The sequence below is a fragment of the Ferruginibacter sp. genome (assembly GCF_028288465.1).
In the GTDB taxonomy this organism is placed as follows: domain Bacteria; phylum Bacteroidota; class Bacteroidia; order Chitinophagales; family Chitinophagaceae; genus Ferruginibacter.
In genome coordinates, this window is the sequence record NZ_JAQBNR010000024.1 from 92561 (window position 1) to 116715 (window position 24155).

At 41.0% G+C, this 24155-nt stretch carries 18 protein-coding genes and 1 pseudogene; 3 read left to right on the top strand and 16 right to left on the bottom strand.

Translation table 11 applies throughout. The annotated features are described in order from the left end of the window. Window positions 1-30 precede the first annotated feature (30 nt). The 9 genes and pseudogenes from JWR61_RS12350 to JWR61_RS12390 all read right to left on the bottom strand — a co-directional run bounded on the left by JWR61_RS12350 (window position 31) and on the right by JWR61_RS12390 (window position 12455). The gene (locus JWR61_RS12350) at window positions 31-2145 is read right to left on the bottom strand and encodes a copper-translocating P-type ATPase (protein ID WP_301928106.1); all 2115 of its coding nucleotides are present in this window, start codon (window positions 2143-2145) and stop codon (window positions 31-33) included. Window positions 2146-2315: 170 nt separating this feature from the next. Continuing rightward, complete coding sequence (locus tag JWR61_RS12355; protein ID WP_301928107.1) at window positions 2316-3518, bottom strand: efflux RND transporter periplasmic adaptor subunit; 1203 nt, start codon at window positions 3516-3518, stop codon at window positions 2316-2318. A 5-nt stretch (window positions 3519-3523) separates the two neighbouring features. Continuing rightward, the gene (locus JWR61_RS12360) at window positions 3524-4909 is read right to left on the bottom strand and encodes an efflux RND transporter periplasmic adaptor subunit (protein ID WP_301928108.1); all 1386 of its coding nucleotides are present in this window, start codon (window positions 4907-4909) and stop codon (window positions 3524-3526) included. A gap of 11 nt (window positions 4910-4920) precedes the next feature. Further along, window positions 4921-6171, bottom strand: coding sequence for a TolC family protein (locus JWR61_RS12365; RefSeq protein ID WP_301928109.1), 1251 nt, complete (start codon window positions 6169-6171; stop codon window positions 4921-4923). A 119-nt stretch (window positions 6172-6290) separates the two neighbouring features. Further along, window positions 6291-9515 (bottom strand): annotated as a pseudogene (locus tag JWR61_RS12370) (efflux RND transporter permease subunit). Window positions 9516-9539: 24 nt separating this feature from the next. Further along, a complete protein-coding gene (locus JWR61_RS12375; protein WP_301928110.1) occupies window positions 9540-10172 on the bottom strand; it encodes a DUF3347 domain-containing protein in 633 nt (210 codons plus the stop codon). 21 nt (window positions 10173-10193) lie between these two features. After that, entirely contained in the window at window positions 10194-10544 is a 351-nt protein-coding gene (locus JWR61_RS12380; protein WP_301928111.1) for a heavy metal-binding domain-containing protein, read from the bottom strand. Window positions 10545-10648: 104 nt separating this feature from the next. Continuing rightward, on the bottom strand, window positions 10649-11047 hold the full coding sequence (locus JWR61_RS12385; RefSeq protein WP_301928112.1) for a hypothetical protein: 399 nt from the start codon (window positions 11045-11047) through the stop codon (window positions 10649-10651). Window positions 11048-11249: 202 nt separating this feature from the next. Next, window positions 11250-12455, bottom strand: a complete 1206-nt coding sequence (locus tag JWR61_RS12390; protein ID WP_301928113.1) for a phosphatidylserine/phosphatidylglycerophosphate/cardiolipin synthase family protein — start codon at window positions 12453-12455, stop codon at window positions 11250-11252. A gap of 180 nt (window positions 12456-12635) precedes the next feature. On the opposite strand from JWR61_RS12390, the gene JWR61_RS12395 reads away from it, so the two are divergent. Then, complete coding sequence (locus JWR61_RS12395) at window positions 12636-13487, top strand: universal stress protein (protein WP_301928114.1); 852 nt, start codon at window positions 12636-12638, stop codon at window positions 13485-13487. Between the two features lie 139 nt (window positions 13488-13626). Here the strand turns inward: JWR61_RS12395 and JWR61_RS12400 are convergent, their stop codons facing one another. From JWR61_RS12400 to JWR61_RS12410, 3 genes are all read right to left on the bottom strand, one after another. Further along, window positions 13627-13962: a DUF5615 family PIN-like protein gene (locus JWR61_RS12400; protein WP_301928115.1), complete on the bottom strand. Its 336-nt coding sequence runs from the start codon at window positions 13960-13962 to the stop codon at window positions 13627-13629. Next, the gene (locus tag JWR61_RS12405; protein WP_290336112.1) at window positions 13962-14189 is read right to left on the bottom strand and encodes a DUF433 domain-containing protein; all 228 of its coding nucleotides are present in this window, start codon (window positions 14187-14189) and stop codon (window positions 13962-13964) included. The genes JWR61_RS12400 and JWR61_RS12405 overlap by 1 nt, the downstream gene beginning before the upstream one ends. 222 nt (window positions 14190-14411) lie before the next feature. Next, complete coding sequence (locus tag JWR61_RS12410) at window positions 14412-15143, bottom strand: sulfite exporter TauE/SafE family protein (protein WP_290336113.1); 732 nt, start codon at window positions 15141-15143, stop codon at window positions 14412-14414. A 229-nt stretch (window positions 15144-15372) separates the two neighbouring features. On the opposite strand from JWR61_RS12410, the gene JWR61_RS12415 reads away from it, so the two are divergent. Beyond that, window positions 15373-15831, top strand: a complete 459-nt coding sequence (locus tag JWR61_RS12415) for a hypothetical protein (protein ID WP_301928116.1) — start codon at window positions 15373-15375, stop codon at window positions 15829-15831. A 70-nt stretch (window positions 15832-15901) separates the two neighbouring features. Further along, on the top strand, window positions 15902-18100 hold the full coding sequence (locus tag JWR61_RS12420; RefSeq protein WP_301928117.1) for a TonB-dependent receptor: 2199 nt from the start codon (window positions 15902-15904) through the stop codon (window positions 18098-18100). A 58-nt stretch (window positions 18101-18158) separates the two neighbouring features. Here the strand turns inward: JWR61_RS12420 and JWR61_RS12425 are convergent, their stop codons facing one another. The 4 genes from JWR61_RS12425 to JWR61_RS12440 form a co-directional block, all read right to left on the bottom strand. Further along, entirely contained in the window at window positions 18159-19271 is a 1113-nt protein-coding gene (locus JWR61_RS12425) for a hypothetical protein (RefSeq protein WP_301928118.1), read from the bottom strand. A 96-nt stretch (window positions 19272-19367) separates the two neighbouring features. Then, a complete protein-coding gene (locus JWR61_RS12430; protein WP_301928119.1) occupies window positions 19368-20132 on the bottom strand; it encodes a DUF2490 domain-containing protein in 765 nt (254 codons plus the stop codon). Between the two features lie 89 nt (window positions 20133-20221). Further along, a complete protein-coding gene (locus JWR61_RS12435) occupies window positions 20222-21889 on the bottom strand; it encodes a putative transporter (RefSeq protein WP_301928120.1) in 1668 nt (555 codons plus the stop codon). A 263-nt stretch (window positions 21890-22152) separates the two neighbouring features. Next, window positions 22153-24015, bottom strand: coding sequence for a phosphoenolpyruvate carboxykinase (GTP) (locus JWR61_RS12440; protein WP_301928121.1), 1863 nt, complete (start codon window positions 24013-24015; stop codon window positions 22153-22155). Window positions 24016-24155: the final 140 nt, after the last annotated feature.

The window sequence follows — 24155 nt, forward strand, 5'->3', positions numbered from 1 at the left end:
TACGATATACGTGTATATAAGCTGTACATATTATTTTACTTTCAACATACCCGCATTAATAGCCACCACTACAGTACTCACTGTCATTAGCACTGCACCCGCGGCAGGACTTAATAAAATTCCCTGCTGGTACAAAACGCCGGCGGCAAGTGGCAATGCCACTACGTTGTAGCCCGTTGCCCAAATTAAATTTTGTATCATTTTACGGTAAGTGGCTTTTCCAAATAAAATTAAACTCACAATATCTTTTGGATTGCTATTTACCAAAACAATTCCAGCTGTTTCCGCAGCAATATCGCTGCCGCTGCCAACTGCAATGCCCACATCCGCCTGGGCCAGCGCAGGTGCATCATTTACACCATCGCCCGTCATGGCAACAAATTCTCCATGGCTTTGCAGTTCTTTTATTTTTTGTAATTTTTGATGCGGTAATACTTCGGCAATAAAACTATCCATGCCCAAACTGTCACTTACACTTTTTGCTACTTTATTGTTGTCGCCTGTAAGCAATATGGATTTGATGTTATTTTCTTTCAGGGTTTTTATAGCCCCTACTGACTCAGGACGTATTTCATCTGACAAAGCAATGTATCCTGTCAGGACATTGTTGATGATTACAAACACCACTGTTTCTGTGTCATTAGCAGTAAAGCATTCAGGAAATGATATATTATTTTCTTTTAAATAACCGGGGCTTACCACCAATATTTTTTTACCCTCTATTGAGGCTTCCACACCCTTTCCTGTAATGGCATTAAAATTTTCTGTATCAGGAACGGTGATAGCTGAATCTTTTGCTTTTTGCAAAATACCTGTTGCAATAGGATGCTCTGATTGTTGTTCCAATGCAGCTGCCAAACGAATGATTTCATTTTCATTCAGTCCTTTTTGCAGTGACACAATTTTGGATACTTCAAACTTACCAACAGTTAGTGTCCCTGTTTTATCAAATACAATCGTGGTAATTTTCCTGGCATTTTCAAATGCAGTATGGTTCTTAATGAGCAAACCATTTTTTGCTGACAGCGCTGTTGATTTTGCCACTACCAATGGCACCGCCAATCCCAATGCATGCGGGCAACAAATTACAATTACGGTTACCATTCTTTCCATGGCAAAGGCCAGCGATTGACCGGTTAAATACCAATACAAAAAAGTGGCAATACCTGAAACAATCGCTATAATGGTTAACCATTTTGCAGCCGTATCCGCCAGCAATTGTGTTTTTGATTTCGATTTTTGTGCATCATCTACCAGCTTAACTACCTGCGATATATAAGAATCTTTTGCTGCGTGCGATACCGTTACTTTAATCGCTCCATTACCATTGATAGCGCCTGCAATTACTTTATCCCCTTTTACTTTTTGTACCGGTGTTGATTCGCCTGTAAGCATAGATTCATTCAGGTAACTTTCTCCCTCCAGTATTATTCCATCGGCCGCTACTTTTTCTCCGGGTTTTACAAGAATGATATCGCTGGCTTTTAAGGTATTTGTTTTTACATCATGTACCATATCCGGCATTACCATGTGGGCATCGGCGGGCATTAGCTGCACCAGCAATTCCAGTTCTTTTGACGCACCTGCCACAGATTTCATTTCAATCCAATGCCCCAATAGCATAATCAAAATAAGTGTGTCCAGTTCCCAGAAAAAATCCATGCCCTGCAAACCAAATACAATGGCTACACTATAACTATAGGCAACTGTTATAGCAAAGCCTATTAAAAACATCATGCCGGGATTTTTTGCTTTCATTTCATCTGCCAATCCTTTTAAGAAAGGCCAGCCACCATATAAAAACACAACGGTTGATAAAGTGAACAAGATATATTTTGACCCGGTAAATTGCCAGTCAACGCCCATGAAATGTTGTATCATTTCCGATAACAGCATAATGGGAATAGTCAATGCCAGCACTACATAAAAGCGCTTTCTAAAATCAGCGATCATACTATTATGATCATGTCCTTCATGGCCCATTGGCGGATTACTTCCGTGGTGGTGATGTGTATCGGCATCATTAACGGACACTTTCGCCAACACTAATGTCATTCCGCAAACTGGGCATGTCCCCGGCTTTTCTGCCACTATTTGTGGATGCATTGGGCAGGTATATTTTTTTTGTTCGTGCTGATGTTCCATTGTTGAATTATTTAGGGACTACCATTATTTTTAATCAAAATATGCAGAAGCTAAAGATCACAATATCTGCCCTGTAATTGTTACATGATTCAGTAAATAAGTTACATTATTCACAGATTCTGAAAGGGAGAAACGAATGATGGCTACGGTAAAGAAAATGCACGTCATTCTTACATTTTATTCATATCGTGGCCCGCCATAGGATTAGCACCTTTCTTAAAAATATATTCACTGTTGATCAGGTAAGCGCCACCAGTTACTACCACATCTCCCGTTTTCAACCCAGATTTTATTTCAATGCGATCACCGCTTTCCAAACCGGTTGTAACCATTTTTATCGTATATGCATTCTTTGCTGACTTCACCCAAACAACATTCATTTTTCCATCGCGTAATACGGCATCAATGGGGAGTGTTAATGCATTGATCATTTTATTTTTGATGATTACATAGGCAGGCATTCCCGGCTTTAGCAGGCCGTTATTATTTGGTATGCTAACCCTAATCAGATTCACCCTTGTATCAGGGGCTATTTCGGGATTGGCAAATTCAATCTTTCCTGTAAACTCCCTGCCGGGCAAATCTGGTATTTGTATGGTAGCATCGCCGCCTTTATCAATCGCATACAGTTGCGAAGCGTATACCTGTGCCTCGGCCAGCAAAGAAGAAAGACCAGCCAGTTTTATGATCGTGCTGCCTTCCATCACAAACTGTCCTTCCGTCACTGGTAACTCCGTGATATAACCCGAGGCGGTACTGTAAAAAGAAGTCAGTGTTGAAGTTTTACCAGACTTTGCCAGGTCGCTCACTTGTGATTCACTCATGCCCCATAACAGCAATTTTGTTTTGGCACTTTCTATCAACCGGTCGAAATCAATTATAGAATTGTCAAGCAATTGCTTTCTCTCCAGGGTGGCAATATATTCCTGCTTGGCGTTGTTTAACTCTTCGCTATACAGGTCATATAAATGAGTTCCCTTTGTTACATAGTCGCCAGTATTTTTAAAGTACAACCTGTCGATGCGGCCGGCAATGCGGGCACTGATGCTACTTACTTTTGTTTCATCTGTATTGAGTGTGGCGGTTAATACTACCTTATCGCCTATAGTTCCGCTACGGATAGTATCAACCTGTATATTTCCCAATCGCTCCTGCTCATCATTCAGCATAATTTCATCCGCCGTTGTGTTTGTTTTTTTTACAACAATCAGCTCCATGTGGCAAATGGGGCAGTTGCCAGGCCTATCTTCCATTATCTGCGGATGCATGCTGCATGTATAGTATTCATCTTTGCTGATTTTAGCCTGCTGCTTATTTTTACAGGAAACAAACACCACTAAAAGTAAAGAGATGATAACGGATATTTTTTTCATGATGCTTAATTTGTTTTTATAAAACTTTCACTGTCTACCAGGTATTGCGCATTTGCTGCGACGGCTTCATTTTCCTGAAGACCACTTAATACCTGTATTAAATGTTTATTGACAATGCCGGTCGCAATTTTTCTTGCGGCAAAGGATTCTCCGCTTCTTACAAAAACAACTTTATCTAAACCCAATGACAGCACTGCTTCTTCCGGTAACCAGCTGGCGGTTCTGTTACCTGCAAATATGGCTGCTTTCACCTGGCTGCCTATTGGTATTTTTAAAGCGGTGTTATCAAAATAAACCCTGGCAGACAGTGTTTTACTGCCCGCCCGGTAAAAAGGTTCGATATAACTGATGGCTGCCCTGAAATCCTTTTGCGGAGCCGTTTCCGGGGTAATGCGTACTTTATCGCCCAATTTCACCATAGCGGCCTGGCCGGCGAAAATATTAATGACGGCCCATGCTTTGGTTGGATTAAATACAGAAAAAAGAGATTGTGCCTTTTGTACATACATTCCTTCTTTCAGTGGCAGTTCTTCTGTAACCAAAGCCGCATCCTTCATGGCGGAAGTACTGGCAGTAATCATTTTCGCATCACTGCTGCTTTCATGAATGTGACCACTGTAGTTACTATACACCGTAATAGTAAATGCCGGTTTAGCCAACCGCATTACCTGGTTCAGTTGTTGGTTCCCCATACCAAGCAGTAATAATTTTTGTTTGGCAGCATTGATCAGAACCGTATTTACCGGATCATTTTTTAGCAGGAACAACAGGTTCTGCTGAGCCGTTACTAATTCCGGACTATAAATATCCATTATCTTTTGCCCCTTATCGATATGTTGAAAACGATAGGAAACATATAGCTTTTCAATCCGGCCGGCAACGTTTGCTGCGATAACGCCGGCCTGTCTTGTATCATAAGTTATAAAACCATACGCCTCCATTTCAATATTCTCTTCCCTGTCAACCATGTGCACCATTGGTACGGATGCTACTACCTGCTCATTAGCGGGCTTCAGCAAAGCTTCCATTGAAACGGCGTTGGGTTCTGTGGCCGATTTAATTTTCTCCAGTTGCATGCCGCAAATAGAACAGGCGCCTGCTGTATCGCTATGAATCTGCGGATGCATCGGGCAGGTATAACCGGCAACTTCTTCTTTTGAAAGTGCTGCGTTTTCATGATTTGCCTGCGCCACCGTATCATTTACTTTAATAAGTTCCATACCGCATTTAGGGCATTTGCCCGGCTTATCACTGAAGAAAGAATCGGCCGGCATGGGGCAGGTATAAAGCGCTGCTTTAACCTGTGGCTGTATCTTTTTATTATTGCAGGCAAAAAAGAACACCGGCATTAGTAAAACAAATAACCACCTGTTGATTTTGATTTTTTTCATGCTGAAGCTATTTATTTTATTTCCAGTATTTTCATCAATTCGGCCTGCATCTGCAATGCTTTTTGCAACTGGTCAAAGTAATCCATCTGTGTCATGCTCAGGGCCTCCCATGCATCAAATAATTCAAATAGTTCTTCTGTATTTTGTTCGTAACCCAATTGCATGGTTTGAAAATTTTTGCGGAGTGCCGGGATAATTTGTTGTTCATACAAATTCATTTGTTTCTTTTTCAACTCCAGTTCGCTTAAGGCTGAAACAGCCATGCCACCCGCCTCGTTCACGATCATTTGCTGCTGGTTAACCAATGCTTCGTTTTGCCACACCAGGCTTTCTGCTTTTGCTTTGTTCATTTTAGATGACCATTTTGCAAGCGGTAATTTCATCATTACCATGGCGGAAAACAGCCAGGGTTGCTTAGCCCAGCCCATCATGTGGTCATATTTAATTCCGAACTCAGGTTTTAATTTTGCCAGTTCAGCTACCCGTTGCAGCTTATTTACTTCAATGTTTTTGTTGATCACTTTTATATCGCTGCGTTGGTCCATCAAAGCGGTGTTGGTAAACATGTCGCTGTTAAAACCGACCCACTCATAATTGGAATCAATAGAAAAAGAAGTTGCAACGTCCCGGTTCATCACCGTATTGATCATAATCTTTTTTTGACTGATCTCATTACTCAGCATCAGTTTCATATTACCAACAGTTGCTATTGCCGCTTTGGCTTTGTAGTAGGCGTTTATTTTACCCAAGCCATTCTTATACCGGATCTCTGCACTCTGCATCATAAAATTCAACAGCCTTTCATTCTCATCCAACACTTTCAGCTTCTTCTCCAGCACAATCCAGTCGTAATAATTTTTCCTTGCCGTATACAGCAACTCATTCTCCAGCATTGCTTTTTTTTGCAACTCGACAGATGACTGTGCATTCATAAAAGCATACTCCGCATCCTGCTTTTTTTTACTGGGAAACATCTGTAGCCCGGATAACATCACAGCTCCCATACCTGGCTGGCCATCCATCACTTTCCATTTTTCCGGATTATAAGGTGTCATATAAAAACCTGCTCCCAGCTCGGGTGGCATCCAGCTGTAAGCGCCTTTGGCAGCCTCATTCATTGAACGGGCTTCTGCATCCAGCATTTTTAAAGAAGGATGATTTTTTTCAATCGCGACTTTTATTTCATCCATCCGAAGTACCTGTTGTGCATTCACTGCATGCAGAAAACACGTCAGCCCCGCCATGATGATAATTCGTTTCATACCTGATAATTTAATTTCTTTACCTGCTTATTTTGTTAGCAATAACTTATCCATTGAGTTCTTCCCCACTTCACCATTGACGATTGACCATTGACTACTCACCATTCACCTCCCTAACATCAATGTTTTGTTTCAAGCACATCAATTTTTCCATGCTTACTTAATTCATATTCTTTCGACATTAAAAAGATCAGTGGCGTTACCAATAGAATATGCGTTGCAGAAGTCAGCACACCACCTACCATTGGCAGCACAATCGGTTTCATTACATCGCTTCCTGCGCCATGGCTCCAGAGTATTGGTATTAATGCAAATAATGAAACGCATACTGTCATCAGTTTCGGCCTCAACCGTTTTGCCGCACCTGCAATTACATATTCACGCAGGTCTTCTTTTGTAATCGTTTCTTTTGAATTTCCTTTTTTCTTCACCAACTGCTGCATGGCATCGTTGAGGTAAATAACCATCACCACACCTGTTTCTACCGCCAGGCCAAACAAGGCGATAAAGCCAACTGCCACGGCAACAGATAAATTCACGTCCCAGAAATAAATCATAAAAGCACCGCCGATTAAGGCAAATGGAATAGATACCAAACTAAGGATAGCTTCTCTCGCAGAATGAAAAGCGAAATACATGGATAGAAAAATAATGAGCAACACCACAGGCAAAATCATCCTGAGTGTTCTTTCGCTCCTGATGAGATTTTCATACTGTCCGCTCCATTCCATAAAATACCCTTTGGGTAATTTGGTGAGCAGGCTGTTTAATTTTTCTTTTGTCTCATTTACCGTACTACCCAAATCTCTTTCTCTTACATTGAACAAAACAGTACCTCTCAGCAAGGCGTTTTCTGAATTGATCATCGGCGGACCTTCTGTAATTTGTACGTCAGCTACTGCATCCAGAGGTATGGGGCCGTATTGCATGGTTTGTACCTGCAGTTGTTTTAGCGCACTGATATTGTTTCTAAAATCCTGGCCAAACCTGGCGTTAACAGAAAACCTTTGGCGCCCCTCTACGGTGGTGGTTAGCTTCATCCCTCCCAATGCAATTTCTACCACGCTGTTTACATCATCCACGCTTAAACCATAGCGGCTTATTTCATCTCTCTTAACGGAGATGTCAATATATTTCCCTCCTGTAATGGGTTCCACATATAAATCTTTTACACCACTAATTCCTTCAAGCTGATTTTTTATTTTTTGCGAGAAAGAATAGATGGTATCCAGGTTTTGCCCATACACTTTTAAACCTACATCTGTACGGATACCTGTTGAAAGCATATTAATGCGGTTGATGATGGGCTGTGTCCATCCATTGGTGACACCGGGTATCTGCAGCTTGGCATTCAGCTCATTGATGATATCATTTTTTGTAAGATTTTTTCTCCATTCATTTTGGGGCTTCAACAGTACAATTGTTTCAATCATGCTGATAGGGGAATTGTCTGTCGCCGTGTTGGCCCTGCCGGCTTTACCCAATACATTCTTCACTTCGGGTATCGACTTGATTAGTTTATCCTGCACCTGCAAAATTCTTTTTGCTTCACTGTTAGATACATCCGGTAAAGTAACCGGCATAAAAAGAATGGAGCCTTCATCCAGCGGTGGCATAAATTCCCGGCCTAAACTAAAGAGCATCGGAATACTGATTGCCAACGCAATTATATTAATGGCCAGCGTTGTCTTTCTCCATTTAATGCAGGTGCGGATAAGCGGTTCATATATTTTTTCCAGCAACCGGTTAATGGGATTTTTTGATTCAGACCTGAACTTGCCTTTCATAAAAAATGAAATCAGCACTGGTGCCAATGTAATCACCAGCAGTGCATCTACCACCATGATAAATGTTTTAGTGTACGCCAGCGGATGAAACAATTTTCCTTCCTGCCCTGTTAATAAAAACACCGGTAAAAAAGAAGCGATGATGATGATGGTAGAAAAAAACACGCCTCTTGACACCTGGTTACAGGCCTTTTCAATCAGGCTCATCCGTTCTGGTTCCGGTATTCGGTAATAGTCATTTTGCCTTTTAATTTTATTGAATAACTTTGTCATGATTCACGGTTTAGGGTTGTGACTATTTTGCCAGTCGGATAAATGCCGGTAAGCATTTTCACTCATGATAATGCCGTTGTCTACAATCACACCGATTGCCAGCGCAATCCCCGTCAGCGACATGATGTTGGAAGAAATGCCCAACAAATTCAGCAGTATAAAACTTATTGCAATGGTGATGGGAATTTGTATGATGATGCTGAGGGCGCTACGCCAGTGAAACAAAAAGAGCAGTACAATAAAAGCAACCACCATCATTTCCTCCACCAGCTTGCTTTTAATGTTACTGATAGCTGCTTCTATCAATTCGCTGCGGTCGTAAGCTGTTTTAAACGTCACGCCTTCAGGTAAACCTTTTTCTACTTCCTTCATTTTCGCCTTAACAGCGGTAATTACATTGTTGGCATTTTCTCCATAGCGCATTACCACAATACCGCCTACCACTTCGCCTTCGCCGTTTTCATCAAAAATACCGAGGCGAAGATCGCCACCCATCTGCACGGTTCCAATGTCTTTTACCCGTACCGGTATCCCTTTGAAATTACCGACAGCAATGCTCTCCAGGTCTCCTTTATTTTTTATATACCCAAGGCCACGAATGATATACGCCATGTCGCTCATTTCAAATTTCCTTCCGCCTACATCATTATTATTAGCCTTCACTTTATTCATCACATCCATCAGGGAAACATTGTAAAACTGGAGCTTAACCGGATCAATGATCAACTGGTATTGCTTTTCGAAGCCTCCGAACGAAGCCACTTCGGCTACACCGGGAACTGTTTGCAACGCAAGCTTTACATACCAATCCTGCAAAGCCCTTTGTTCGCCAAGGTCCATATTTTTTGTATCAAGTGTGTACCAGTAAACATGTCCAACACCCGTTCCGTCGGGACCTAAGGTTGGCGTAACACCTGTTGGTAACAAACGTTGTGCATAATTCAACCGTTCCAGCACTCTTGTTCTGGCCCAATACACATCCACATTATCTTCAAAAATCACGTACACAAAACTCATCCCGAACATAGATGACCCCCGTATGTTTTTTACTTTGGGAATACCCTGTAAATTGCTCACCAACGGATATGTTACCTGGTCTTCCATAATCTGCGGACCACGGCCCATCCACTCTGTAAAAACGATTACCTGGTTTTCGCTCAGGTCGGGTATGGCATCAATGGGGTTCTTTTGTATATTGATGATGCCCAGCGCAAATAACCCGGCTGCAATAAGCAAAACGATGTACCTGTTCTTTAACGACCAGGAAATTATTGATGGAATCATGTAGGTTTATTTTAAAACCATGAATTATTTAAACACTTCTTCTGAACTACCGCAGGTAATCATTTTGTTACCGTAATAAGGATTGCGGATTTCCTTAGTCTCGCTTAACCACATGGCACCACCCTGGCTTTGGTTGTACATCGGGCAATGATCATGATAAATGGTTTTACCACCGCCAAAAGCTTTTACCAGCAAATACATTGCTTCACTCATGGTTGCAAAATGCTCCCGTTGGTGTTCCACTTTATCGCCGTTCTTTCCGATATGTTCCGCATCTTCTTTCAGGCTTTCCTCTGTGTTATCAAATACCTTTTTTTGCACTGCCGTCAACAAGGATTTATCCAGCTTACCGATTGCTTCATTCATTGCTTTTCCACCTGTGGCGGCTTCGCTTCCATTGTCATTTGCCAATGCATTTTTTATCTGCAGGTAATAGTCAACAATTTTCTTTATAGCCGTTGCCGCTTTTGCATCCACATCAGTAAACATAATGGGTATAACCGTTGGCGCTTTATCTTCTGTTGCAGCTGCATGTTGCATTGTATCCTTCTTTAAACTATCCGCAGCCGCTGGTTCCGCTTCCCTTTTATTATTGCTGTTGCAGGCCGTAAACAGCACGGTACCAAATGCAAACAGGCTAAACATTACTCTTTTCATTATTGTAAAATATTGTATTGATTAATGCTGGTGTTTTGAATGGTCTTCTTTCTTTTCAACCAATACCATCCCGCATTTGGAACATTTGCCGGGCTTATCACTGGTAACTTCCGGATGCATAGGACAGCTATACATTTTCATGGCCATCGGTTTGCTTTTTTCTTTTTTTACTTTCACTAAATCCATCCCGCACTTCGGGCACTTACCGGGTTTATCACTCATTACTTCCGGATGCATGGAGCACGTGTACATTGCTTTTTGCCCGTCTTTATGCATGTGCTTTTTTGAAGAATCCAGTTTTACTTCCTGGGCAAAAAGATTGACAGACAGGATGGTGAAAGCCGCCATCAGCAGCATTTTTAATGATTGCATTGTTTGTAGATTTTTATGTGAATGGATGAAATTGACTAAGCAGGGCATATACTAATGCCAATAGCCTGGCGATAACCGCCGGGCATTAATACCGTAAATAAATTCTAAATAAGGAAAACGCAGTTGCGGACATACACTGCTACGGTGCTGACTGGTGGCGGAGAATGCACACCGGGGTTTGCTGTTGTTACAGAAAAAATAACAGGAGCCCGCAGCTCAAAAAATGAAACCGGCATGGCAACTGGTACGGACTGGGTAAAATTGAAAGCAGGCTCTGCGATCCGTTGATCAGTATTATTTTGTATCAGGTGACTCTCATCGTTGCAGCAGCCATTTTGCTTTTGTGAAGATTTTTGCATGCCACATTTGTTGCAGGTTTTGGTCTCGGCAAACCCAAGCTCCCACCCTGCAAGTTTGCCCATACAGTAATGCACATGCACCGTTGCACCAACAGATGTGCTGATGTACAAAAGCGCTAATATGGCTACTACTATTTTTTTCACTACTGTAAAAGTAAACAGATTATTCTGTAAAATATTGTTGTTTTATTTTTAGCGGCTGCCAGGAATCAGCAAAATACCAGATTAAGTGGCAGATAAAATCGGATTGGATATACATCACCATATGGTATTCTTCGCCATGGGAATAGAGACCGGCACGGATGATGAATGATTTTTGTTTAAAACATCTGCAGGTTTCGGGCACCTATCTTCTTCTCTGTTTAAAATAAAAAGTAAGCATATAGAATGCCATGCGGATAAACTGGTATGAGCACCAGCGGATAAACCGGATGAGCATATTTTTTGTGTACACATGCCCGTCTGCGGTAATTGCTAAACATTTATTTTGGATAATGTCTTCCATAATATTTTCCATTTCTGTTGCCATGGCTTTATTCCGTACATCCACATTTAGTTCAATACTGGCATAAGCACTAATGTTGTTGATGTTATAAGAACCTATTGTGAACCATTCGCTGTCACATACCGCAACCTTGGCGTGCAGTACCGCAGGCTGGTACTCGTACAACTCAATATTATTGCGCAACAACCAGTCATACATCCAGCGCTCAGCGTGCTTTGCGACCATCACATCAGATGGTCCCGCAGTTATCACTTTTATTTTAACGCCCCTTTTGGTTGCATTTCGTAATAAGCGCCTGATGATTTTACCGGGCAAAAAGTAACTGGATATTATGGTAATATGCGATTTGGAGTGGCGCAGCATTTCAATATAGGTTGCTGAAATTTCATTTTTCCGCCGCACCCAATCATTGCGCCGCATCCGCACGCTGCTGGCCTCGTCTTTTACAATATCAAATTTTCGGCTGGCATCATCACAGGAAGTAGCTTCCATTTTAACCGGAAATCCATTCCATGTTTTCCAGCATAAAACACACAGCTGACGTGCAACTTCACCTTCAATAAAAACGGCAAAGTCAAGCCAGGAAGGTATTCCGGGCATATCATTGTACCGGTCTGCTATGTTTAAACCCCCTACCATGCCGCATCTCCCGTCGGCAACAAAAACTTTCTGATGCAGCCTTCTGCCAAAATAATAATGCCGGCTTTTTAGCAATGGTTCAAAAAAACGAAAATGAACACCAGCCCGTTGCAACTTATCAATAAATTTTTTAGACAGTGTTTGTGATGCATATCCATCTGCCAGTAAATATACCTGCACGTCTCTTTTAGCGGCGGCCATTAAAGCATCGGCCACCATCGTACCGGTTTTATCTTCTGCAAAAATATAGGTCTGCAGGTGGATGTTTTCGCTTGCCTGCTCAATCATTGATAACAACATTTCAAAATAAACCCGGCCACCGCGAATTAATTTCACTTTATTGTTATCAGAAAAGGCTGCTGATGCTTTTGTACCGGCAAGATATTTTGCTGTTTGCTGGGCTGGCATTGATTTTTTAAAATAATGTAAACTGAAAGTAAATAAAAATACAACCCGGAAATTAAATTGTTCTTGTAAAATTTAAGATCATAATAAAGGCTGATATAAATCATTGCAGGCAGTAGTGTCCCGTGGTAGTTTTATTGATCATTTCTTTTAAATCCTTCCTGATCTGAAAAAAAAATCATCATGAAAAAGATATTAGTGCCAACCGATTTTTCAGCCTGTGCCGAAAACGCGGTCAACTTTGCTGTTGAATCCGCCAGGATTTTTCCTACGACAATTACGTTACTGCATGCATTTGAACTGAACGGAGATGTATATACGGATTACCTGGGCGTTAATAAAGAATATAACCAATCGCAGTTACATGAAGCAACCGATAAATTAACACAGTTAAAATTAAGCATAGAGAAAAAAGATACACTTTCCGTTGAAAGCATGGTGTTTACCGGCAGTGTAAAAGAAAGTATTCTTCAAACTTCCAGCGAAAAAAATAGTGACCTGGTAGTTATGGGAACCGCAGGCGTTAACGGCTTATTACAAAAATTATGGGGCAGCACAACTTCTGCCATTATTGGAAAAAGCAAGGTGCCTGTGTTGGCTATACCTGTGAATTATCAATGGAAAAAGCCGGCGAAAATTTTATTGTCAACTAACCACTTTGAAACAGAGCCCTCGATACTTGACGCGATATTTGACCTGGCTAATTGCTATGGCGCACAGGTGCAGGTAGTAGTGTTTACCAATGAAGCACACGATACTGCATTGGTATTTTTAGAGCAGGACCGCAAAATACCTGCTTACGAACAAATGCTGAAAGATAGATACAAGCATACGATGATTGGTGTGGATCACCTTTTTGGAACAGATTTCGAACTGGTACTGCAAAATTATATCAACCATAACCAGGTGGATATGCTGGCAATGATACCCTACAAAAGAAGTTTTGCAGATAAAATATTTCACCCGAGCATTACAAAACGAATGAGCTATCACTTAAAAGTTCCCCTGCTCGCTGTCCCTGCAAAAGAAGGATAATCTGTTTACTGGTATTATCCTGCTTACCTGCCAGTTAACAACAGCTTAGACAAAATGTATTTTTAAGCATTTTTTTAGCCTGGCGAAAACATACCAGCACAAAAAATGTTGCTGATAAAGGAAGGTTGCAAACCTGCACTCAGATAATATCCAAAAAACTATATTCGTTCGAATTCCCCAGGGCGCTGAAATCGTCTGCACGTTTAATCATCAACCCAACCAGGTACATGGTACTCTGATTGCTGGTACGTATTAAGACGACTTTGGGAGGTATGGGTGTTTCTATCAGGAGGTTCAAAAAATCTTTGTCGTTGGTAACAATAGTGCAATTATTGAGAAGAGCATATTTCCAAATATCAATGTCTTTCAGTGGGACAGGCAAACCAATTTCATCCACATGCAGACAATCCCTGAAATGGATTTTTAATCTGTTGACTACCTTTCCTGATATATTGGCGTCCAGCAGTAGTTTCATTAGGCGGTAATGATCTTAATGACAGATTCCCTGTTGGCTGCAAAGCCCAGGGCGGCCATGATATGTTCTTTCTTTAACAGGGGATAATCTTCCAGCACCTGGGAGTAGCTCATGCCCGAAGCAAGCCACTTAAGAATGTCACACACCGTAATCCGTGTGCCTTTGATGCAAGGTTTGCCAAAACGGATCTCCGGGTTGACAGCGATGTATAAAGAGAATTCTTTCATCTTTTAAAGTTACTGTTTTTTATTTTTAAATGGCGGAATTCAGCGCAAAATTAATGGCACCAAAATGCAATGAAATTGTGTGTACAGAAAGCCGAAAATGAGTGTAAATGAGGTCAAAATTCGTACCATAAGCTTTTGTGAAACAAGCCAGTACTTTCTGTTGTGTTTATAAGTGCAGATAAAAATCCGAGATCAGAAATTTTTATCTGATTTTTCTATGAATTATTTAAAGAAAATAACGATGGCGCCTAAGAATGTGAGTGCAATAACGAACTTTCTGTAGCTATCATCCCTGATAAGTGCAACAACTTTTAATCCTGCAAAAAAACCTGCTATCAGTGCAGGTAGTAAAAGCAGATCTGTTTGTAAAGTAGATAGCGAAATATTTTTCCAGTAGATAATCTGAAAAGGCAGTTTGAAAAAATTAATCACCAGGAAAACCCAGGCAGCGGTGCCGATAAAATCGTTCTTGGTCATACGCAATGCCAAAAAATAAATATTGGCAAAAGCGCCAGCTAAGTTACCGAGCATGGTAGTAAAACCCGCGGCCAGTCCGGTACCAGCAGCAAACAATTTATTCTGCGGCATGACAGTTGTCTTTCTGAATTCCATCACCACAATAATGATGACTGTTAAAACAATGATCACCGCCATCATTTTTCTGAACAGCTTTTCATCCAGATCTTTACCTACATACACTCCAATTAAAACGCCCGCCATCATCCAGGGAATAATTTTCCAGAACTGTGGCCACTGCATATGCCGCCGGTAATAGGTAACCGCCATAATATCTGCAGCGCAAAGCAATGGCAGCACCACACCGGTAGAGGATTTTCCACCAAACACCAGCGCCATGATCGTGATGTTCATCATCTCAATACCTTTAAGCCCGGCTTTGGAAAGTCCCAGGATAAATGTGCCCAACAAAATAAGTGTCCACTGAAGTAAATCCATAATGCGTTAAAGGTATTGCAAGCATTCAAATAATCAGGATAGTGAAAATATTTTACATCCCACCTTTACAAAAGCCTGGCGATTTTTTTCCTGAAGGTAAATGTACACTTTCAGCCGTTTCACCTGCGCCAAATTTTAGTACATTTGCCTGAATTAAAGTTGCTGAATGACCCGGTGCATAAGGAATAGCAAAAATTACTTATCAGTATTACTTATACTGGTCATTTTTATGCCCATGATAGCGTCGTTGTGGTTATTAGCATGGCAGCAATTAATACAGTGGCAAATGATGGAAGAACTGGAATCTGCCAGCTTTACAACCGTTGTTCTTAACAAAAGTGCCGTTCATTGGATAAGAGCTGGCAAAGAGATGGAAATAAATGGCAGCCTCTTTGATGTAGAGAACATGTCAACAATTGGAGATAGTTGTATCGTTAAAGGCCTGTTTGATGAAAAAGAAGAAGCCCTGCTGAAAACCATCAAAAAATCTCAGCAGGAATCTCCTTATAACAGACCAATCCATTTGTTGGTATCCAAAAGCCTTTCCCATTTTTTGTTTACTGAATACAAAACTGAATGTTCACAATTACAGGAAAATTGTGAACAGGAAAAATATCACCTGTTTACCATTAGTTGTTTTACATCTCACTTTTTAGCTCCAGCCGGACCTCCACCAAAGTACAGTTAATATTTTTTCAAAGGGAGGTACAACGACCACCTGACTTTTATTAACTGTATTCTTTACTTATTAAATGATTATGACTAAAAAAATATTCATTGCTGTGACCGCTATTTTGTGCAACACACAATTGATGGCTCAGCAAGACACTGTGAACAAAGCAACCTATTTACCTGAAGTAATTGTAACCGGCGTTCAAACAGCTACAGACAAACAAAAATTCCCGATGCCGGTTGGCATTTTAAATCAAAAAGATTGGCTTCAGAATTCAGCTACCAATATCATTGATGCGATGTCAGCCATACCAGGTGTGTCGCTGATCAACATTGGACCTGCGATTGCAAAGCCTGTGGTCCGCGGCCTAGGATACAACCGTGTTGTAGTAATGAATGATGGTATTCGCCAGGAAGGACAGCAATGGGGCGACGAGTTCGGGATAGAAATTGATGAATATACCGTACAACGTGCCGAAGTATTGAAAGGCCCCGGTAGCCTGCGTTACGGATCAGATGCGATGGCGGGCGTAATCAATTTATTGCCGCAATCATTTTCATCCGAAGGCGAAACAGCGGGTCGTTTTTTAACCAACTACCAATCCAACAATGGCCTCATTGCAGGCAATCTTTTTTTAGGAGGTAATCAAAAAGGGTTTGTATGGAATGTAAATTATACTTACAAAACAGCACACGATTACAAGAACAAATATGATGGCTACGTGTGGAATTCCAACTATGGCGAAAGCAATTTGAAAGGCATGTTTGGTGTACAAAAAAAATGGGGATTTTCAACCGTCACACTCAGCAGTTTCAATTTAAAAACAGGCATTATAGAAGGCGCAAGAGATGAGGTGACCGGTGCCTTCACTAAAAGCATATTGAACTTTGATGGCACATCAGACAGTGCTGCAGTAGCTACAAAAGATGAAATGCTTAAATACAACCAATACAACATTATTCACCAGCACGTGCGCCATTACAAAGCGGTTTGGGATAATAGTATTGCCCTCGGCAGTGGCAAGCTGGGCCTGAAAATTGGGTATCAGCAAAACCACCGGCAGGAAGCCAATGACATTGTTTTGGGTGACGTATATAATTTTGATTTCCTGCAACAAACGCTCAATTATGATGTAAGTTATGAGGTGGCTGAAATCAACAACTGGAAGGTATCTTTTGGTGCAAATGGTATGGCTCAGTCTTTTAAAAACAAAGGGACTGCTTTTCTTTTTCCTGAATATCATTCTTTTGATTTTGGCCTTTATTCACTGGCGCAAAAAACAATCGATAAACTTACGCTGAGTGGGGGCCTCCGTTTTGATACAAGACATTTTAAAGGCGATGATTTATATGTTGGCCCGGATGGCGAAAGGCTTACAGGGCCTGCCGCTGATGCAACACAACAGTTCACCGCGTACAGATCCAACTTCTCGGGAGTATCAGGAAGCATTGGCGCTGCGTACGATTTTTCAAAACTGTTGTATGGTAAATTAAATATTGCCAGGGGATATAGGGCACCCAACGTTGCTGAAAGCGGCTCAAACGGTATTCATGACGGCACGCCGTTTTATGAAATTGGCGACTCTAAATTAAAACCTGAAAACAGTCTGCAACTGGACGGAACAATTGGATTGCACGCCGCTGATTTTACTGCAGAAGCCACACTGTTTATCAATAGCATCAACAACTATATTTTTCCATTGAAATTAGCCAGCACGGTGGGTGGTGATTCACTGCGGGAAGGCGCACCCACGTTTAAATTCGTGGCAGGCGATGCCATATTAAAAGGCGGTGAAATAATCGCCCATTTTCATCCGCAACAGTTAAAATGGCTGCGATGGGAAAATGCTTTTTCCTTTATCAGCGCCATTCAAAAAAACCAGGGTGACTCATCAAAATATCTTCCCTATACTCCTCCGGGCAAGTTGCAAACTAAATTCGTTTTTTCCTTCACCAATAATGAAAAATGTATCAGAGATGTTTTTGTAAGCGTGGGAATAGATCACTATTTTGAGCAAAATAAAGTGTTTTATAAATTCAATAATGAAACCATAACACCTGCGTACACTTTACTTAATATTGGCGCGGGTGCTTCTTTTTATACAAAGAAAAAACAGTTTGTTTCAATATACTTCCTGGCGAATAATTTAGCAGATGTTGCTTACCTGAGCAATATGAGCAGGCTGAAATATGCAGACATCAACAATGCTACCGGCAGAACAGGGGTATATAACATGGGCAGGAATTTTAGTATTAAACTGAGTTTCCCGATCAATTTTTTATAGAAAGATTTAGTAGGAAAGATGCCGGTATTTAAGTGCCGGCATCTTTTTTACCATTAAATTATTTACCTGGTGTATGGTTTAATTTTGTGGCAGTTACCGCAGAATTTCTTTTGTCATCTTCCTTATGAAGGGCATACTGTGGCCTTATTACCCAGCTTTGCTGATTTGTTTTCCGGAACACAATCCACCAAAAAAAGAACAGCGTACTCGCTGCCACCATGCCATCGACCATCCACTCCGGTAACACACCCCTTAAGTTGATAAGCATGCCGTCTGTATGGTACATGCCAAAGCCAATAAGCGAGGGAATTCTAAACCAGTAATAACATGCAACTGCAGCGGCTGCAAAAATGCTGATGAGTATTGCTTGATTTATTTTGCCAACTATTTTCTTCAACAGTATAAACAATACAAGCGTTGCAGCTGCAGCCAATAAGGGAAAGTTATACATGGCTGCAATTAACTGCAAACCTGTTAGTGTGCTATGATCCGGTACATGAAACCAACCCCATACAAACCCGGGGAAACCACCAATCATCAAATGACCGGCAATGTTTTGGTAAACTGTTTTAGAGGTCGTTAAAGGGTTTACATCAGGTGTACTATCCGGGCATGGAATTACACAATTTCTGCATTGCGTACAATGTGCGTTTGGTATAGACACCATTGTTTTTAAACCATATAATTTCTCAACCGGGTGAACAGGGCAAAGGCCCGAACACCATGCACTTTTCCATTCAAAAATAAAACCGCACGCAAATGACAATGCAGCCATCGTGAGAATTAAAATAGCCGTAGCAGGCCCGTTGGTATTAAAAAAAGTATGCCGTAAGGGTACAATAACAAGCAATGAAACAGTTGCCACCAAATTCAGGATTGCAGTTTGCCTGGTAGATAATCTTTTTCTTTTAGACAGTCCGAAATGCCTTGGCAGCAAGGCATTGGTGGCCATGGGACAAACGTTTCGCCATACGCCGGTAAAAACTACCAGCAGTAAAGGCGCTGAAGGAATTAACATGTTCCAGAATAAATTAATGCCGGTGTCCGGATAAAATAGCAGGCAAAAAACAATGATGGCACCGATGAGCCAGACAGCAGTTTGCACAATTCGCCAGATCATTATTGACCGGGAAGACAACTGTATGCCGGATTTAAAAGAAGTTTTTTTCATTGAGATACCCGGTAAATTTATGGTAATTAGCAATGGTTTTGACGAAGTAAAATTAATACAAACTCTTACTGCTTTGATAAATGAATAAATGCATTTTTATTTTGTCTTTTTTCTAAAATCAGGTGTGTAATAAAAAAAACACCGCAACGTATTGTTCTTATCATACTGGTAGCCTGTTGACTTTTCCTGTGTGAAAAGCATATAGCCCAAATCAAAACTCAGCGCTTTACAAACGGGTTGTTTAATGCCAATAAAAAACCTGTTTTGATCAAATGTATTGTACACCACTTCTTTACCAAATTGTATAGCCAGTTCATCGGATAAAACCAATGATGGCAGTTTTTTATTGTCAGCAACACGAATGGTGAAACTCAATAAATATCTTACCCTGTCAGTAAATTTATAATCATGCGTAAACTTATCGTTCACAATTTTTTCCTGCCAGCGTTGCTCGTTCCTTATACGGTTGAGCACAATTATTTTACCGATTTTTGAAAATTGCTGCAACTGCTGGTATATTCGGTGCTCCTGGACAAAATGATGCCAGGCAGGATTGGCTGGTGCTACCCACATTTGTCCGTAGCCGAGTACGGCGGTTATATTTTCATTAATCCAATAGTCCAACCCCGTTCTCGCAAAATAAAAACCGGGGTCTGCTAAAAAATTATTTCTGCGCATGTGCAAATCAGCGATCATACCAAATCTTTTACTAAACCTGAATGTTCCGTTTTCACTTACCCAGCTTTGCGATTGTATATTCACTTCTTTAGTTTTTGTTTGGGCATTTGACTGAAACTGTATTAAAAAACTCAGAACAATAAAGCAGCCAATTGTTATAAGGAGTTTATATTTTGTATTCATTTTTATTAGTTGAGGTGGAAAAAAGGCAACTGCCTATGCTTACAGGTTAATTGCTTTTACTATGCAGGTTACAGAAGCACAAATCAACATCAGGTAAAAAATAAAATCAGTAACTGAGCCGCCAGTATTCTCAAAATCATTATGAGCGGATAAACTGTTGCATAGGTAGCAGATGGAATATCATTGCCGGCAGTTTTAATTGCGTATGCCAAAGCTGGTGGATCTGTGCAGGCACCGGCCAGCAGTCCGCATATTTCAAAATAAGTTTTTCTGAAAAATTTGCTTGCAATAATTCCCATGATCAGCAGAGGCATCATGGTAATAGTAATGCCCATTACAATCCAGCGGTAACCACTTCCGTCGGTAAACGCAGCTGCTAAATTATGGCCACTGCTTAAGCCTACACTGGCAAGAAAAAGAGCAATGCCCAGTTCTCTCACGATAAGATTAGCGCTGTTTGTGGTGTAATTATTAAGGTACAAATGATTACCAAATCGGCTGAGAAAAAGCGCTATAATCAGCGGCCCGCCAGCCATCCCAATTTTTACCGGTACAGGTATTGATGGAATATAAAACGGAATACTCCCTAAAATTACGCCCAACACAATGCCCATAAAAATGGGTCCAAGGTCCGGCGCTTCCAGTCTTTTTAAAGAGTTACCAACTACTTCGGCAAAAGCCTTTACACTTTCTTCCGTACCAACTACGGTTACGGTATCACCCAATTGTAAAAAGATATTGCCATGCGCAACCATTTCTATACCGGATCTTTTAATGCGGGTAAGCGTTAACACTTCATGCTGTATCTCAGGAATATCGCCCAACCTTTTGTGTGTAATTTCTTTTCTTGTTACAACAATGGCACGGGATATTAAATTGCTGGATGGTTCTGTTCTTAAGTTCATGTCACTCTCTGTACCTACCAATAGCTTGACCTTTTCCATTATTCTTTTAGTAGCTACAAACTGCATCACATCTCCATCAGATAAAACCGTATCCGGTGTTGGCGTTATGGTGGTACCGTTGTGAAACATCCTGGATATTATCACCGGTTCATTTACCATTTTAAAAATCTTTCTGACCGATTGCCCGATGAGTTGTTTGTTCTCCAGTTTGATGTGGATAGATAATGGCCGGTTTGATTGTATAAAATTTAATTTGCGGTGCAACTCCTGCTCATCTTCAATGTTAACCCGCAAAATCTTTTTCAGCAGTATCAGCGAAAAAATAATCCCCATCACTGCAAACGGATAAGCCACGGCATAAGCCAGTGTGATGGTAGAATTATCAACCCCCTGAACCTGCAAATCTTTAACGGCTGATTGCGCCGCTGCGAGGCCAGGTGTATTGGTAACCGCACCACTCATTACTCCTGCCATGATGGCCATGTGATTGCCGGTTGTATAAAAGAAAATAATCGTTATCAGCACGCCGAGTACTACTACTGAAGCGGCCAGGGCATTATTGCCCAACGCACTTTTTTTAAGTGATGAAAAAAAGCCTGGCCCAACCTGCAACCCGATGGCATAAACAAAAAGTATCAGCCCAAATTCTTTCACAAAATGTTCCATTTCTTTTGGAATTGAGATGCCGGCATATGAACAGATTAGCCCGATAAAAAGTACCCAGGTAATACCAAAAGAAATACCGAGAATTTTTATTTTTCCTAACGCTATGCCGGAAGCAATGACCAGTGAATAAACTATGACTGCCTGTGCTACAGAAGGCTCTGTGAACAACTTTACAAACCAATTCATAAAATTAATTTAAACTCATCTTAATAAACCTATCGCAGATTAAAATGAATGTGATAGGAGGATATTGCCGGAAACACTATACAGTGAATAAACTCATTGATCCGGATTTTACATATAGCAGGCAATCGCTAAAAAACAATCAATCGTTCGAAATTGCACTTCATGTGTGCAACCGGTTACACTGATAAAATCAGTAAAGACAAGAAAAACAGATTATTTTAAAATCAAAATAACGGGTAACAATTACCCGTTATTTTTTATTCTTACACATGTTCAGGTTCAAGTCCCCAATGTTCAGGAGAACGCCATAAAGCACTTAATAACAACTCCCTGATGAAATAAAATTCTTTCGGAAGTTTATCATACAATTTAGAGAACAGTTCTTCGTGAGATAATAGTTCCTGCTTCCATGGTTCCCTGTCTAAGGTCATTATTTTTGCAAAATCATCTTTGGTGAAATTTTCTATTCCGGTCCAGTCCATGTCTTCCCAACGTGGCATCCATCCAATGGGGGATTCTACTGCACTTGCGCCGCCATGTACTCTTTGTACAATCCATTTTAACACACGCATATTTTCGCCAAATCCCGGCCATAAAAATTTTCCATTTTCATCTTTTCTAAACCAGTTCACGCTGAATATACGGGGCGCATTTGGCAGGTCGCGGCCAAATTGTAACCAATGGTTTACATAATCGCCCATGTTGTAACCCATAAACGGCAACATAGCAAATGGATCACGTCTAACCTTACCGACTTCACCAAACGCGGCGGCGGTAGTTTCACTACCCATAGTAGCAGCCGCATATACACCAAAGCTCCAGTTGAAAGCCTGGCAAACCAGCGGTACAGCGGTAGTTCTTCTTCCACCAAAAACAAAGGCTGCGATATGCACGCCTTTGGGATTATCCCAATCACTGTCAATGGCGGGATTTTGATATGCAGGTGCTGTAAACCGGCTGTTTGGGTGGGCTGCAGGTGTGCCGCTTTTGGGGTCGTATGGTTTACCATGCCAGTCGGTTAAGCGTTCCGGTATCTCTTTGGTCATACCTTCCCACCATACATCACCATCCTTTGTAACCGCTACGTTGGTAAAAATAGTATTGGCTTTAATGCTTTCCATTGCGTTGGGGTTGGTATGATAGTTGGTACCCGGAGCTACACCGAAATAACCAGCTTCAGGATTGATGGCATATAAGCTACCGTCGTTGCCCTTATGAATCCACGCAATATCATCACCCACGGTTGTCACCTTCCAGTCATCCACTCCCTGTGCAGGTATCATCATAGAGAAATTTGTTTTACCGCATGCACTTGGAAATGCTGCAGCGATATAGGTCTTTTCTTTTGCCGGAGACTCTACTCCCAGTATCAGCATGTGTTCTGCCAGCCATCCTTCTTCCCTTCCCATTACAGACGCAATACGCAGGGCAAAACATTTTTTGCCCATCAGGGCGTTACCCCCGTAACCACTGCCGTAAGAAATAATCAGTCTTTCTTCAGGGAAATGAGAAATGTATTTTGTTGTTGGGTTGTTGGGCCACTTGCTGTCTGTCTCGTTAGCATTTAGCGGGGCGCCTACGGTATGAATGCATTTTACATAATCATGTTTTTTCAGGTAAGGATAAATTGCTTCGCCCATTCTTGTCATGATGTACATATTTACAACCACATATTCAGAGTCAGTTAACTGAACACCGTAACGTGAGTATGATGAGCCAACGGGCCCCATACAAAATGGAATAACATACAGAGTTCTGCCGCTCATAGATTCGTCCATCAGGCCATTCAGAATTTGCTTCATGGCAGTCGGTTCCATCCAGTTATTGGTTGGGCCGGCATCTTCTTTTCTTCTGCTGCATATAAATGTTTTGTCTTCTACCCTTGCCACATCACTTGGGTCAGAAAAGCAGGCAAAACTATTTGGTCTTTTTTCCTGGTTTAATTTTATAAATGTTCCCTTTTTTACCAATGAAGCACAAATAGCGTCGTACTCCTCTTTAGAACCATCACACCAATGAATATTTTTTGCATTGCATTGCCTGGCTATATTCGTTACCCATGACTTTAATTCTGGTTTTATGTCAGATGCCCCATTTAATCTTGGTTTACTTTCTACGTTGATCATAAATTTTATTTAATCTTTGAATAATTACTTTGAAATGATGCCACAAATTTTCACTAAAATTATTTACCGGAATATGATTATTATCTATTCCTTACATGATTAATACTCATGTTTTTTTACAAAAAGGTTTTCTTTTAAAC